A 13,635-nucleotide genomic window follows, 5' to 3' on the forward strand; every position below is an offset into this window, starting at 1 on the left:
GGCGGCCTTGCCGGAGCCCATCTCCCCACCGGCCGGAGGACAACGGGTTTCACGTTGTCGCGATCAACTCCGAACAAGACGGCCGTGGCGCACGTAATGAACAGGCAAGCAGGCCGGAACGGGCGCGATGACGGACGAAGGACGGACGAGATGACCGCAATCACCAAAAGCGGGCGGAGCACCAGTCGAAGGCGCGGTGTCGCCCTGCTCACGAGTGGAGCGCTGGCCGCGGGAGCGGTGACCGCCTTCGGCGTGGCAGCCCTGGCACCGCAGGAGGCGAGCGCTTCCAGCCACCGCGAGGCCCCCCTGATCTCGGGGACGCCGCAGTACGACAACACGGATCTGTACGCGTTCGTCAGCCCGGACCACAAGGACACCACGACGATCGTGGCGAACGTCCTGCCGTTCCAGGAGCCGACGGGCGGCCCGAACTTCTTCCCGTTCGCCAACGACGCCCAGTACGACATCCACATCGACAACAACGGCGACGCCCAGGACGACCTGGTGTTCCGCTACACGTTCAAGGACCACCGCAAGAACGAGCACACGTTCCTGTACAACACGGGCGTGGTGAAGAGCCTGTACGACGAGACCCTCAACTTCACCCAGACCTACGAGATCGAGCTGCTGCGCCTGGAGCACGGCAAGGTCGTCTCGAAGCACGCCCTCGCCAAGGACGTACCGGTCGCCCCGTCCAACGTCGGCAAGGCGTCGATGCCGGACTACGAGAAGCTCCGCAACCAGGCCGTCAAGAAGATCACCGGCGGCTTCAAGACCTTCGCGGGCCAGGCCGACGACCCGTTCTTCGCCGACCTGCGCGTCTTCGACCTGCTGTACGGCGCGGACCTGTCGGAGGTCGGCAACGACACTCTCAAGGGCTACAGCACCAACTCGATCGTCCTCCAGGTGCCGACCTCGTACATCCAGGAGTCGAAGAAGCAGCCGATCGTCGGCATCTACACCACGACCCAGCGTCAGAACGCCTACGGCGACTACGCCCAGGTCTCCCGGCTCGGCATGCCGCTGGTCAACGAGGTCGTCAACCCGCTGAAGGACAAGGACAAGTTCAACGCGTCCAAGCCCGAGAACGACGCGGACTTCCTGAAGAACGTCACCGAACCGGAGCTCCCCAAGCTCATCGAACTGATCTACAAGATCAAGGCCCCGGCCGAGCCGCGCGACGACCTCGTCTCGGTATTCCTGACCGGCGTCAAGGACCTCAACCAGCCGCCGTACGTCAAGCCGTCCGAGATGCTGCGCCTCAACACCTCCATCGAGCCCGCCAAGGACCCGAAGCGGCTCGGTGTGCTCGACGGTGACACCGCCGGCTTCCCCAACGGCCGTCGGCTGTCGGACGATGTGATCGACATCGCGCTGCGCGTCGTCGAAGGTGAACTCCTCGGCCAGAAGACCGACTTGAGCGACGGCGTCGACGCCGACGACAAGGGCTTCGAGAAGAAGTTCCCGTATGTCGCGCTGCCCACCTCCGGCTCCGATGTCCGGGGCTCCGGAGCGGAGACCAAGTCCGCGGCCGGGTTCGCGGGCGGGATGACCTCGTTCGCCTCCGGCTGGAGCAACGACAAGGTGATGCTCGTCTCCGCCGCGTCCGGCGCCCTCGTGGTGATGGTGGTCGGTGGCGGAATGATGTTCCTGCGCTCGCGCCGCGCCGAGCGTCAGTTCCGCTGACCCCGGCTGTCCGGGCGTCCGGGCCGTGAACCGGCCGGGCCGCCCGGCCGCTCCGCGGCCCGGCCCGGCGCCGTAACCCATCACCCCACGGCATGGCCGGGGCCCCACCGAGAACACTGAGGAAGGCGAGAGGCGATGCTCGTACGGAAGCCGCGGTTCACGCGGGTGCGTGAACAGGGTGAGGCCACCGGCCGGACCCCGCGCCGGCGCTGGCGGATCGCGGCGGTCGTGGCGGTGGCCATGGGTCTCACCGCCACCTCGGTGGTGCTCGGAGCGGGCGGGGGCACGGACACGGAGACCCGGGCCCGCCCCGCCCTCGCGGCGGACGTACCCGTCGAGCGGCTCGCGGCGGGAACCCTCACCCAGAGCATCGAGTCCCTCCAGAAACACCTCAGGGCACAGCCCGAGGATGCCACCGGCTGGGCGACGCTGGGCGCCGCCTATGTCGAACAGGCGCGCACCAGCGGCGATCCGACCCGCTACCCGCAGGCGGAGAAGGCGTTCGCGCGGTCGCTGAAGCTGAAGTCCGCCGCCGACAACGACACCGCGCTCGCCGGCCGGGCAGCGCTGGCCGCCGCCCGCCATGACTTCGGTACGGCGCTCGCCGAGGCGGACCGGGCGCTGCGCGTCAATCCGTACAGTGAACGCGCCCTGTCCAGCCGGGTCGACGCCCTCGTCGAACTCGGCCGCTACGCCGAGGCGCGCGAAGCCGTCGAACTCGCCGACCAACGGCGCCCCGGCATACCGGTCTTCACCCGGTTCGCCTATGTCCTGGAGCTGACCGGCGACCCGAAGGGCGCGCGCGAGGTGCTGCTGCGCGCGCAGAACTCCGCTTTCGGCAACGCCGATGTGGCGTACGTCGCCACCGCGCTCGGCCAACTCGCCTGGAGCCAGGGGCAATACGACCGGGCGCTCGGCCACTACGCGGCCGCCCTGCGCGCGGAACCCAAGAACCTGGCGGCACTTGAGGGCCGGGGCCGCACCTACGCGGCACAGGGAAAGACCGGGCGCGCGCTGGCCGATCTCGAAGAGGTCGTCCAGCGCTACCCGCTCCCCGGTCAACTCGCCGCCCTCGGCGAACAGCTGGAGGCGGGCGGAGACCGCGACCGCGCCGAGGAGAACTACGAACTCGTCAGTATGTGGACGAAGTTGGCCCGCGCCAACGGCGTCGCCACCGACTTGGAGTCCGCCCTCATCGAGGCCGACCACGGCGACAGGGCCGAGGCGCTGAAGTCCGCGCGCGCCGAGTGGTCCCGCCGCGAGAGCGTCCACACGGCCGACGCGCTCGCCTGGGCACTCCACGCCAACGGCAAGGACGAGGAAGCCCTGACGTACGCGAAGAAGGCCACGGCGAAGTCGCCCGGCTACCGCAACGCGTCGTTCCTCTTCCACCGCGGCATGATCGAACGAGCGCTCGGCGACGACAAGGCCGCACACCGCGATCTGACGGCCGCGCTCGACCTGAATCCCGGCTTCTCGCCCACGGGCGCACGTGAGGCCACCACCGCACTCGCCGCCCTTTCCGGGGCCCGGGGGGAATCATGAACCGCCGTACCGCCGCTTCCGCGCTCGCCACCCTGGTGGCGGGGACGGCCCTGGCCCTGCTCCCCGGCCAGGCCGCCCAGGCCCACCCGCTGGGGAACTTCACCGTCAACCAGTACGACGGTCTGGTGGCCGCCCCCGGGCAGCTGCGCGTGGACCACGTCGAGGACCTGGCGGAGATCCCCACCGCACAGGAACACAACCGGATCGACACCGACGGGGACGACAAGCTCTCGTCCGGCGAACTGTCCGCCTGGGCCCGCGCCCGTTGTGACACCGCAGCGAAGGACGCCCGCCTCACCATCGGCGAGAAGGACACCGCGGCCGTCTCCGCGGGCAGCGCCAAGGCCGAAGTCCGCCCGGGACAGGCCGGGTTGCAGACCCTGCGGGTGACCTGCGAGCTGACGGCCCCGCTGCCGGAGGACGGCGGCGCCCACATCGCGTACCGTCCGGCCGCCGCCGCGACCGGCACGGGCTGGCGGGAGATCACCGCGCGCGGCGACCGGATGACGCTCTCGGGGACGGAGGCACCGGAGAAGTCGGTGTCCCGGCGGCTGACCGCCTACCCCGACGACCTGCTCTCCTCGCCGCCCGAGGTGAAGGAGGCGTCCTTCACCGTACGCACCGGCGGACCCGCGCTCGACGGGAGCCGGGACGAGGAGACCGGCTCACCCGTGGCGGGCGTCCTGCCGCGCGGCGCCGACCGCTGGGCGCAGGCGCTGACCAGTCTGGTGGCCCGGCACGAACTGACCTTCGGCTTCGCGGCGCTCGCGCTCGGCGCCTCGCTGCTGCTGGGCGCCATGCACGCGGTCGCCCCCGGCCACGGCAAGACCATGATGGCCGCCGCCGCCACGGCGGGCGGCCGCAGCTCCCTGCGCGATGTGCTGACCCTCGGCATCTCGGTCACCCTGACCCACACCCTGGGCGTCTTCGCCCTGGGCGGCCTGATCGTCGCGGGCTCGGCGGCGGCGCCCACGGTGGTGTCCTGGCTGGGCATGGCGAGCGGGGTCCTGGTGATGATCGCGGGCGCGATGCTGATCCGCAGGGCGTGGCGCCGGCGGCACCTTTCGCATGGACACAGCCACAGCCACGGACACACTCACGGCCACAGCCATGACCACGGCCACGGTCATACGCACGAACACGAGCCCGAGCACAAGCGCGGTGGTGAGGACACCGAACACGCGCTCACCCACCCGGTCGGCCACCGCCACGCACACAACGGCCACGCACACGCGCCCGCAGCAGCGGTGGCGACGCTCACGGCGGACCACACGCACGACACGCATGACACGCACACGCACACCCACGAGAAGAAGGACAGCGCGCCCCACAGCCACGGTCACAGTCACGGCGACCACGGCCACAGCCACGGCGACGGTCACACCCACAGCCATGTCCCCCCGGCCCCCGGTCTGCGCGGGATCGTCCTCATGGGCTTCGCCGGTGGACTCGTCCCGAGCCCGTCCGCCGTTGTCGTCCTGGTGGGCGCCGCCGCCCTCGGCCAGGCATGGTTCGGGTTCCTGCTGGTCCTGGCGTACGGCGCCGGGCTGGCGCTGACCCTCGCCGCGGCCGGTTTCGCGGTGGTACGGCTGCGCGAGACCACCACCCGCAGGCTGGCCGAGCGGCCACGCGGCCGGATCCTTTCGCTGGTCCACCGTGCGGCCCCGATGTCCTCGGCCATGATCGTCTTCATCCTCGGCTGCGGACTGCTGCTCAGGGGCGCGCTCACCGGCATGGCCTGAGCGGCCCGGACCCCACGGCCGGCACACCACCACGACCCGCAATCTGCTGGCGATGCCCGGCGGCGGTGTGCTCATCGACACCCCCGGACTGCGCGGCGTCGGGCTCTGGGACGCCGAGGAGGGGGTCGGGCAGGTGTTCTCGGAGATCGAGGCACTCGCCCGGGGGTGCAGGTTCCACGACTGTGCCCATACGGCGGAACCGGGCTGCGCGGTGCTCGCCGCCGTGGCGGACGGTTCGCTGCGGGAACGGCGGCTGGAGAGCTACCGCAAGCTGCTGCGCGAGAACCAGTACATCGTCGCCAAGACCGACGCCCGGCTGAGGAGCGAGCTGCGGCGCGACTGGAAGCGCAAGGGCGCGGAGGGCCGCGCGGCGATGGAGGCCAAACGGGGCCGGGTCCGCTGACGGCGGCCCGACCACCGCTGAGCCGGCCACCGCTGAGCCGGTCCCCGCCCCCGGGGACCGCTCGGTGCCTCAGTCCAGGCCCCAGCTGTGGATCTTGCGGGGATGGATCCGGATCAGCTCCTCGCTGAAGTGCGGCCCCAGCTCGTGCGGACCGGTCAGCAGCTCCGCCTCGCCCCGGATGTCCACCCCGCGCACCGTCCAGGGGGAGAGGCTCACCACATCGTCCACGACCAGTGCCACCCGTGGATTGGCCTGGAGATTGCGCCACTTCTTGGTCGTGCCCAGGGCGAAACCACCGATCAGGATGGTCCCGTCCTCCTGGGGGAAGAAGCCGACCGGGTTGGCCTGCGGCTGCCCCTTGGGATCGACGGTCGCCATCCGTCCCAGCCGCTGGGTCCGCAGATACGCGCGCTCGGCCTCGCTGAATTCGGTCATGATCCCGAGTCTCTCAGGCCCCGGTCCCTCAGGCCCAGAACACCGCGCCCAGCCACGCGCCCACCACCAGCAGACACGCGAACAGCTCGACCAGCAGCGAATAGCCCGCCGCACGCATCACCGTACGGGCCGAACCCCACCCCGCCCGGTGGCCGCCCAGCCGTACGCGCTCCGCGCCGTACACCCCGCCGAGGAACCCCAGGATCCCGCCCACCACCGGCACCACGAAGAACCCCACGATCCCGGCCGCCCCGCCCACCACCAGCGTGCGGTGCGGGGCGCCGGTCCTGCGCGTCCTGCGGGCCGGGAGCAGGGCGCGCAACGCCTGGTTGAGGAGCAGCAGCGCCGTCGCCCCGATCAGTACGCCCCAGGCGGTACGGCTGGTGTCGGTGAGCGCCCACCAGAGCACCGCGGCCCAGACGATCGCCTGCCCCGGCACGCCCGGGACGAGTACCCCGCACAGCCCGAGCAGCATGACGAGGCCCACCAGTACGAGCTGCCACACTTCCATCTGCCAACTGTGCGGGATCCGGCTCATTCCCGCAGGTCGCGCGCCACCCAGTCCTTCTCGTACGCGTGCCAGCCGAGCTGGAGCCTGGTGGTCACGCCGCTCAGCTCCATCAGCCCCTTCACCCGGCGCTGTACGGTCCGCAGCCCCAGGTCCAGCCGCTTGGCGACCCGGGCGTCGGTCATCCCGGCGAGCAGCAGCGACAGGATCTCCAGATCGGTGGCGTCGGGACCGGGAGGACGCTCCTCGACCACAGGGCCGTACGGGCCGCCCCGCACACCGCCCTCTTCCCCGGCCGCCTCCCCGTCCTCGGCTCCCCGGAGGCGCAGCGGCAGTCCCTCGCGCCATGCCGCCTCGAAGAGCCCCAGCAGCGACTCCAGCAGCCCGCTGGCGTGGACGACCAGCGCCGCCGGTTCCGTACCGCCGCGCGTCAGCGGCACCATGGCCAGGCTCCGGTCCGCGATCACCAGCTTGGTCGGGACGCGTTCGGTGACCCGTACCCGCTCGTCACGGTGGAGGGCCGCGGTCAGCTCGCTGATCCCGGTGGGCAGTGAGAGCACCTCGCGCTCGATCACCACCCGGAACGTGACCCCACGGGCCGCCGCCCGCTCCTCCTCGGCCTCGTTGTCCCGCCCGGCCACCGCCATGGGCTGCCCGGTGACCAGGGCACAGACCTCGCGGGTCGCGCCGAGCTGGAGCTGACGGAACCGGTGCGCCACCGCGCTCGCGCCCGTGACGACCTCGATCAGATCGTGTACGGCGGTCTCGGTGCTCTCCGCGCGGTACTCCTCGGCGAGCACCACCGCCGCCAGCTCGGCCTGTTCCAGCTCATGGCGGTGCTGGGTGAGCAGTGCGCCCAGGGCGACGGTGGGCGGCGCGGCCACCCACCGTCCCGTACGCGCCGAGGACTGTGCGGCCAGCCCGTGCCGCTCCAGCTTGCGCAGGGCCCGCTCGGTGTCCGGTTCGGGCAGCGCGAGCCGGTGGGCCAGATCCGCCACCTCCGCGGCGCCGATCGCCACCAGCGCGCGGTACGCGGCTTCCTGCCTCGCGTCGAGACCTATCGCTGCCAGCACCCCTGAGACCCCTCCCTGTCGACCGGCCCGCCGCCCGGACGTGCCCGTTCCCCGGCGGGACTGTGGCGGATACCGGCCACGGCGTAAACCCGCCGCCCCCATCATCCCTGTAGGGCCCGCGACTCTGCGAGGGTGGGCGCCATCACAGCGGCAACAGACCTCGGTCATATGCCTTATGGGCAGTGTTGACCCGGTTCCGCCCGGGACGGTGATACGTCGGGCCGTGCGCCCACGGATCCGCCCGCGGCGCGCCTGTGATGGTTCGCCGGACGTCCTTCCCGTGGGGGGTGGGGTCGTCCGGCGGACCCACTAATTTCCGGATGCCCCGTTCACGTACCCCCGGCACGGTCGACAATGGTTGCATGAGCCAGCAGGGGGAGAAGCCCGCCGCCGACGCCGCCGACGACTGGTGGCCCCGGTTGTACGAGGAGACCGCGCCGGACACCGGCCCCGACACGGCGGAGACACCGCGCTTACCGGCGGAGAGCCCACGGAACCCACCGGGGCGTGCCCGGACCGGCGACCGGCGGCCCGCCGACGACCCCGAGCCCGCCACGCTGCCCGCCGCCCACGCCGACCGGCTGGACGAGCTGGTCGCCGACACCGTCCTCGACGGCGCGTCCTACGGGACGTACACCCTGCGGGCCGTGTCCGTACGGGGGGACTCCGCGCGGTACCGGGGCGAGCCCCGGCGGGACGCGCTGCTCACCGCCCGCTTCGGGGAGGGCCCCGGCGCGCTCGTACTCGTCGCCGTCGCCACCGGCGCCCGTGACTCCGAGGGCACGCACCGGGCCGCCGCCGATGTCTGCCACTGGATCGGCGCCGCTGTCGGACGCAGCCACAGCAGGCTCTCCGACGACATACGGGCGGGCCGCAGGGGCGACCTCAAGTCGGGGCTGCACCGCCTCACCGACCGGAGCTTCGGCAAGCTGCGCGCCACCGCCGCCGAACGGGGGCTGGAGCCCGAGGAGTACACCGCGAGCCTGCGCTGTCTGCTGCTCTCCGCCGACCCGGAGTGCCGGATCCGGGTGTTCTTCGGGATCGGCGCCGGCGGCCTCTTCCGGCTGCGGAACGGCGCCTGGCACGACCTGGAGCCGCTGCTCCCCCCGCCCGCCGTCAGGGGCGAGCCCGTCGTGAGCTACGGCTCCCCGTCCTCCGTACCGGCCGAGACCCCGGCGGGGGACCGGCCCACCACGGAGCCGGCAATCGCGAGGACCGGGGCTTTCGCCCTCGACGCCCCGCCGCCCGCGGCCGAGCCCTTCCGGTTCCGCGCCTCGGTGGCCCGCCCGGGGGACACGCTCCTGCTGTGCAGCACCGGTCTCGCCGAACCGATGCGCGGGGAACCGGCGCTCGCCGGGGAGCTGGCCGACCGCTGGGGCGGCAAGGAGCCGCCGGGGCCCGCCGGTTATCTGGAGGACACCGGGATCCGGGTGAAGGGCTACACCGACGACCGTACGGCGGTGGGGGTCTGGGAGACGTAACGCCCGCCGGGACGGCTTCGTGACGATGAGGTGACGAACGCCATGAGTGGCCCCTTGGGGGTGGGGCATGCATCTCTTGTACACACGGGGGAAACAGCGCCATCACCGGTACAGGCCGAGTTCGAGTGATTCGAGCGGGGGGACAGAGTGATGAGAGGGCTACGACGGAGAGTCGGAGGCGCGGACCTCGCGGCGGTACCCGAAGTGCGGCACGCCCTGCGGGAGATGCTGCGGCACTGGGAGGAGCGGGATTCCGCCGAGGTGGCCGAACTGCTCATGAGCGAGCTGGTCACCAACGCGCTGGTCCACACGGAGACCGGGGCCGTGGTGACGGCGACGGTCGCCGACTCCCACCTGCGGGTGGAGGTACGGGACTTCGTCGCCGCCCTGCCCCACCGGCTGCTACCGGACCGGCCGGCGCCCGACGACGCCACTCATGGGCGGGGGCTGGCCCTGGTCCGGAGTCTGGCGGACGACTGGGGGATACGCGCCAGGCCGGTCGGCAAGGTGGTCTGGTTCGAGCTGAACGGCGAAGCCGCGTAAGGAAGACGAGGTATGGAAACCGGCCTGCGGGGGTAGATCGACAGGCGGGACGGGATGGGGCGGGCGCATCGGAAGCTATCGGGAAACGGAGACAGCGCGGGGGCGGGGGCGCCACAGGGTTCAACAAGTGACGGATCGACGGGACCGGCGGGGGGGCAGCCGGATGGCGGGGAACGAAACAGCGGACCGGCATGACAGTCGTTCGTCACACCGGTCCGGTTGCCCGTGCGGGCGGTAGAGCTCAGCCGAACTGCTGCTCCATCTCCTTGAGCTTGCGCTCCAGGGAATCGAGCCGCGGCAGGGCCTGGGTGTCGTCCTCAGCGGTGAGATCCACGGTACGGGTCTCGCCACCCTTGACGGGCTGGAGAGAGAGCCGAGAGCGCTGAGGCAGCTGTCCCGGCTCTGGTATGGCAGGCTCCGCGGCGGCCTCGACGGCCGGCTGGGAGCCAGAACCCCCGTTCGCGGGAGGCAGCGCGACCTGACGGCCGCTCCGGCCCCAGGCGCGGTGCTGACGGTTGAGCGCCTTGATCTGAGCGCGCTCCATCTTCTCCTGCTCCCGGCGCAGGCGTCGGTTCTGCTCCTTCTGGCGGCGGTCGTCACGGACCTCGTCGACCGCCTCGTCCAGCGTCCGCACACCCTCCAGGAGCATCAGCGACCAGGCGGCGAAGGTCTCGCGGGGCGCGCGGAGCCACCGTACGATCCGGATCTGCGGCAGCGGGCGGGGGACGAGCCCCTGCTCGCGCAGTGCCGCGACCCGGGTCTGCTTCAGCGCGCGGTCGAACAGCACCGCGGCCGAGAGGGACATGCCGGCGAAGAAGTGCGGAGCGCCGGCGTGGCCGAGACCCCGGGGCGCGTGCACCCAGTTGAACCAGGCGGCCGCTCCGGCGAACGTCCACACGAGCAGACGGGAGCCGAGCGCCGCGTCGCCGTGGCTGGCCTCACGCACCGCGAGCACGGAGCAGAACATGGCCGCGCCGTCGAGGCCGAACGGGACGAGATACTCCCAGCCGTCGGTGAGGCCGAGGTTCTCTTGGCCGAAGCCGACGAGGCCGTGGAAGGAGAGCGCCGCCGCGACAGCGGCGCAGCAGAAGAGCAGCGCGTAGGAGGCGACGCCGTAGATCGCTTCCTTCCGTCTGCGGCGCTCCTCGGTGCGTTCCCAGGAATCCTCGGCGGCCGAGGACTTCTGTCCGGCGCGCTTGCCGCGCGCGAGCAGAGCCACCGCCACCAGGATCCCGACGAGCAGCACGACGCCGGGAAGCAGCCAGTTCAGCGATATGTCGGTCAGTCGCATGCGGTGTTCCTTGCATCGCAGTAGGGCGTTTGGGACGCCATTTTGGCGGAAGTGCGGTGCCTCTCAGGGGGTTTTGGGACAAGAGAACACCAACGAGGCGGTGCGGCACACAAATATGCACGATCGGCTAGCGTTACCGTTCGGCAGGCGACTGTCATGTTCGATTAATATCACCCCTGCGGGTGGCGTGGAATTCGAGGTGACGCGGGGTCAAACTCTCGCACTGAGCTTGCGAACCCGGTCGTCGTCGCAGGTACGCGGACACGTGACACAGGTGTCCGCGGGGCGCAGGGTGTAGAACAGGCAGCAACTCGCCCGGTCACGGGTCGGCAAAGTTTCGCCGTTCGGTCCCGTCAGCTCCCGGAAGCCCGCCGTCCCGACGTACGGCTCGACCGCGCCCGGCAGCAGTTTCTCCAGCTCGGCCATGGCGAACCGCTCCTCGCCGAGCAGATGGGCGATGTACCAGAGCCCCTCGGCGATCTCGTCGGTCGCCATGCCCCACAGCGCCCGCTTGCCGCGCCGCATGCGCGGGGCGAAGCCGTCCAGGATCGGTTCGAGATGCTCGGCGACGGCCGCCCGCACCTCGGCACGCAGCGCCTCCTCGTCCGGTACGACCCGGGCGCCCGGCAGCGCGGCGGCGGGGTCGTCCGGGAGGCAGGCGAACGCGCCGACCCGGACCGCCATCCGGCCCAGGGCGCGCTGGAAGGAGACGGCCCCGACGGGCATCCGGGGCACCCGGCGCAGCAGGAACCAGGGCACGGTGATCAGCAGACAGGCGGGCCAGGCGTAGCGGTGCAGCGCGAAGCCGGCGACGACATCGGGGCGCGCCCGCTGTCCGTAGTCCCGCTGGATCTGCTCCTCGTCCCAGGTGAGGAAGGTGTCGAGAGCGGGGCCGCCGGCCGCCAGATCGGCGGCGCCCACCCAGCCCGCGCCGAACGGGGGCTGCTCGCCGTCGCCGAGCTGGACGACACCGAGGGAGGGAAACACCTCGGTCAGCCGGGCGTACGCGTCCGTCACGGGAGAGGCGAGGAGGCCGGGCAGCACTGCGGGGACGGTCATGCAGGGGACCACCGAATCGGGATCGTGTGCAGGTAAGCCTTACCTTACCCGAGGTGATCGAGGTGTGAACCACGGCCCGGTCGGCCTATCGTGCATCCGGAGGAGCCGGACCGCCCGAGAGCGGGGCTGACCGGGCGGCGGAGGAGGACCCGAGTGGAGCAGAGCAGAGCGCGTGACACCCCCGCGCCGCCGCCGTACGCCCCCGGGCTGTGCGTCGGCGTACCGTACGCGCCCGGCGGGGCGGTCGCCCGTCACGTACCGGAACAGGCGCGGGCGGTGGTACGGGCCGACGGCCCCGGGGCCGGTTGCGTCCCCGGCGGGCGCGCTCCGGCGGGCGCGCCGGAGCAGGCGCGCGGGGAGCACACGCACAGTGAGCCCCCCGCGCTCCCGCCGGCGGGCGGTCATTCCGTACGCCGTCATTCCGTACGCGGACAGATCCTGGCCGCGCTGCGGGCCGCGCTCGCCGGGGGCGAGCTCATCCCGGGCGAGGTCTACTCGGCGCCCGCGCTGGGGACGCGCTTCGGGGTCTCCGCGACCCCCGTGCGGGAAGCCATGCAGCAGCTCGCGCTGGAGGGGGCGGTCGAGGTCGTGCCCAATCGGGGGTTCCGGGTCGCCGAGCGCGGTCCGCGCGAACGGGCCGAGCTGGCGGAGATCCGGGCGCTGCTCGAAGTGCCGGTGATGCTGCGGCTGGCCCGTACCGTGCCCGCCGAGCGGTGGGCGGAGCTGCGACCGCTGGCGGAGGCGGCCGGGGCGGCCGCGGCCACGGGGGACCGGGCCGCCTACGCGGAGAGCGACCGCGCCTTCCACCGCGCGATGCTCGCCCTCTCCGGCAACCGCCAGCTGGTCGCGCTCGCCGACGATCTGCACCGCCGCTCCCAGTGGCCGCTGGGAGCGGTCGCGGCGTGCCACGCCGATCCGGTCGCGGACGCGGCGGAGCACACGGCGCTGCTGGACGCGCTGACCGCCAGGGATCTGACGGCGGTGGAGACGTTGGTACGGGAACATTTCGCGGGTGCCGAGGGCTGAGAGGGCGTCGGCGGCCCGGGTGGGTCAGCGGGCCCTGGCCGCCTGGGCGGCGACGGCGGCCGTCAGCAGCTCGGCGTCGAACAGGGGGCCGTCGGCGAGCCGGTGGGCTCCTGCGTAGGCGTTCAGCATGGCCTTCGTGGCGCGCAGGGCCGAAGGGGAGCGGCGGAGCAGCGGCTTGGTCCAGCGGTCGATGGTGGCGTCGAGCTGGTCCTCGGGCACGACTTTGTGCAGGATGGCCAGCTCGGCGGCGGTGGCGGCGTCGAACTTCTCGGCGGTGAGGAGCAGTTCCCGGACCCGGGCCGCTCCGGTCTCGTACAGCATCCGCGCCGTGATCCCGCCCCAGGCCGGCGGAACACCGAGCCCCAGCTCCGGTATCCGGTAGTGGCTGGTGTCCGTGCCGACCCGCAGATCGCAGAAGACCGCGAGCCCCAGCCCCGCACCCACCACACCGCCGTGCAGCCGCGCGATGGTGACGACCCCGGTGTTCGCCAGCAGGTCGCACATCCGGCGCGCCTTGTTGGCGAGCGCGCGCATGCTCGCGTTGCCGGTCTCCGGGGAGAGCAGCGAGGGGAACTCGGCGCGGTCTCCGCCGAGGCAGAAGTCGGCGCCCGCTCCGGAGAGGATCAGCACCCGGAGGGTGGGGTGGTCGTCGAGCGCGCCGAGGACGGTGAGGAGTTCGTCGAGGAGCAGGCCGGATAGGGCGTTTCCCGTCTCCGGGCTGTTCAACCGCACTCTCACCACCGCATCGTCGGACTCGACATGCAGGGCCTTGAGATCATCAATCATGTTTTTCTTGGTTCCTGACGGACGGTTCTTGAGGCGGGGCGGTGATGAAACGATTCT

General features: G+C 71.9%; 12 protein-coding genes and 1 pseudogene. 7 read left to right on the forward strand and 6 right to left on the reverse strand.

Going from position 1 to position 13,635, the window contains the following annotated elements:
- Positions 1-150: 150 nt before the first annotated feature.
- The 4 genes and pseudogenes from ACIP8W_RS03965 to rsgA all read left to right on the forward strand — a co-directional run.
- Positions 151-1,686 carry a DUF4331 domain-containing protein gene (locus tag ACIP8W_RS03965; RefSeq protein WP_401957016.1) on the forward strand — a complete coding sequence of 512 codons (1,536 nt, stop codon included), beginning with the start codon at positions 151-153 and terminating at the stop codon, positions 1,684-1,686.
- Positions 1,687-1,821: 135 nt separating this feature from the next.
- Positions 1,822-3,231, forward strand: a complete 1,410-nt coding sequence (locus ACIP8W_RS03970) for a tetratricopeptide repeat protein (RefSeq protein ID WP_402201862.1) — start codon at positions 1,822-1,824, stop codon at positions 3,229-3,231.
- Positions 3,228-4,973, forward strand: coding sequence for a nickel transporter (locus tag ACIP8W_RS03975; protein ID WP_401957012.1), 1,746 nt, complete (start codon positions 3,228-3,230; stop codon positions 4,971-4,973). Before ACIP8W_RS03970 ends, ACIP8W_RS03975 begins: the two co-directional genes overlap by 4 nt.
- 16 nt (positions 4,974-4,989) lie before the next feature.
- A pseudogene (rsgA, locus tag ACIP8W_RS03980) lies at positions 4,990-5,376 on the forward strand (GTPase RsgA); the annotation flags it as partial.
- 69 nt (positions 5,377-5,445) lie between these two features.
- Here the strand turns inward: rsgA and ACIP8W_RS03985 are convergent.
- From ACIP8W_RS03985 to ACIP8W_RS03995, 3 genes are read right to left on the reverse strand one after another with little or no spacing between them, the layout of a single operon-like run.
- Positions 5,446-5,811, reverse strand: coding sequence for a PPOX class F420-dependent oxidoreductase (locus ACIP8W_RS03985; protein WP_401957010.1), 366 nt, complete (start codon positions 5,809-5,811; stop codon positions 5,446-5,448).
- A 28-nt stretch (positions 5,812-5,839) separates the two neighbouring features.
- Positions 5,840-6,322 carry a DUF456 domain-containing protein gene (locus tag ACIP8W_RS03990; protein ID WP_401957009.1) on the reverse strand — a complete coding sequence of 161 codons (483 nt, stop codon included), beginning with the start codon at positions 6,320-6,322 and terminating at the stop codon, positions 5,840-5,842.
- Between the two features lie 23 nt (positions 6,323-6,345).
- On the reverse strand, positions 6,346-7,392 hold the full coding sequence (locus tag ACIP8W_RS03995) for a helix-turn-helix domain-containing protein (RefSeq protein WP_401957006.1): 1,047 nt from the start codon (positions 7,390-7,392) through the stop codon (positions 6,346-6,348).
- Between the two features lie 362 nt (positions 7,393-7,754).
- Here ACIP8W_RS03995 and ACIP8W_RS04000 point away from each other — a divergent pair, with 362 nt between their 5' ends.
- A complete protein-coding gene (locus ACIP8W_RS04000) occupies positions 7,755-8,873 on the forward strand; it encodes a protein phosphatase 2C domain-containing protein (protein WP_401957003.1) in 1,119 nt (372 codons plus the stop codon).
- Positions 8,874-9,023: 150 nt separating this feature from the next.
- Entirely contained in the window at positions 9,024-9,416 is a 393-nt protein-coding gene (locus ACIP8W_RS04005; RefSeq protein WP_401957000.1) for an ATP-binding protein, read from the forward strand.
- A 241-nt stretch (positions 9,417-9,657) separates the two neighbouring features.
- On the opposite strand, the gene ACIP8W_RS04010 is transcribed toward ACIP8W_RS04005, so the two are convergent.
- Together ACIP8W_RS04010 and ACIP8W_RS04015 are read right to left on the reverse strand one after the other, a co-directional pair.
- The gene (locus ACIP8W_RS04010; RefSeq protein WP_401956997.1) at positions 9,658-10,707 is read right to left on the reverse strand and encodes a DUF2637 domain-containing protein; all 1,050 of its coding nucleotides are present in this window, start codon (positions 10,705-10,707) and stop codon (positions 9,658-9,660) included.
- Positions 10,708-10,917: 210 nt separating this feature from the next.
- Positions 10,918-11,766: a (2Fe-2S)-binding protein gene (locus tag ACIP8W_RS04015; protein WP_401956996.1), complete on the reverse strand. Its 849-nt coding sequence runs from the start codon at positions 11,764-11,766 to the stop codon at positions 10,918-10,920.
- A 153-nt stretch (positions 11,767-11,919) separates the two neighbouring features.
- Between ACIP8W_RS04015 and ACIP8W_RS04020 the strand changes: the two genes are divergently transcribed.
- The gene (locus ACIP8W_RS04020; protein WP_401956993.1) at positions 11,920-12,792 is read left to right on the forward strand and encodes a GntR family transcriptional regulator; all 873 of its coding nucleotides are present in this window, start codon (positions 11,920-11,922) and stop codon (positions 12,790-12,792) included.
- A gap of 24 nt (positions 12,793-12,816) precedes the next feature.
- On the opposite strand, the gene ACIP8W_RS04025 is transcribed toward ACIP8W_RS04020, so the two are convergent.
- Positions 12,817-13,578, reverse strand: a complete 762-nt coding sequence (locus ACIP8W_RS04025) for an enoyl-CoA hydratase/isomerase family protein (RefSeq protein WP_402149188.1) — start codon at positions 13,576-13,578, stop codon at positions 12,817-12,819.
- Between the last annotated feature and the right edge of the window lie 57 nt (positions 13,579-13,635).

It is taken from the genome of Streptomyces sp. NPDC088554, from assembly GCF_044752945.1.
Lineage (GTDB): Bacteria > Actinomycetota > Actinomycetes > Streptomycetales > Streptomycetaceae > Streptomyces.

What these genes read in the sequence shown, in the direction of transcription:
- ACIP8W_RS03965 (WP_401957016.1), top strand. Translation starts at nt 151, where the DNA reads ATGACCGCAATCACCAAAAGCGGGCGGAGCACCAGTCGAAGGCGCGGT.
- ACIP8W_RS03970 (WP_402201862.1), top strand. Translation starts at nt 1,822, where the DNA reads ATGCTCGTACGGAAGCCGCGGTTCACGCGGGTGCGTGAACAGGGTGAG.
- ACIP8W_RS03975 (WP_401957012.1), top strand. Translation starts at nt 3,228, where the DNA reads ATGAACCGCCGTACCGCCGCTTCCGCGCTCGCCACCCTGGTGGCGGGG.
- ACIP8W_RS03985 (WP_401957010.1), bottom strand. Translation starts at nt 5,811, where the DNA reads ATGACCGAATTCAGCGAGGCCGAGCGCGCGTATCTGCGGACCCAGCGG.
- ACIP8W_RS03990 (WP_401957009.1), bottom strand. Translation starts at nt 6,322, where the DNA reads ATGGAAGTGTGGCAGCTCGTACTGGTGGGCCTCGTCATGCTGCTCGGG.
- ACIP8W_RS04000 (WP_401957003.1), top strand. Translation starts at nt 7,755, where the DNA reads ATGAGCCAGCAGGGGGAGAAGCCCGCCGCCGACGCCGCCGACGACTGG.
- ACIP8W_RS04005 (WP_401957000.1), top strand. Translation starts at nt 9,024, where the DNA reads ATGAGAGGGCTACGACGGAGAGTCGGAGGCGCGGACCTCGCGGCGGTA.
- ACIP8W_RS04010 (WP_401956997.1), bottom strand. Translation starts at nt 10,707, where the DNA reads ATGCGACTGACCGACATATCGCTGAACTGGCTGCTTCCCGGCGTCGTG.
- ACIP8W_RS04015 (WP_401956996.1), bottom strand. Translation starts at nt 11,766, where the DNA reads ATGACCGTCCCCGCAGTGCTGCCCGGCCTCCTCGCCTCTCCCGTGACG.
- ACIP8W_RS04025 (WP_402149188.1), bottom strand. Translation starts at nt 13,578, where the DNA reads ATGATTGATGATCTCAAGGCCCTGCATGTCGAGTCCGACGATGCGGTG.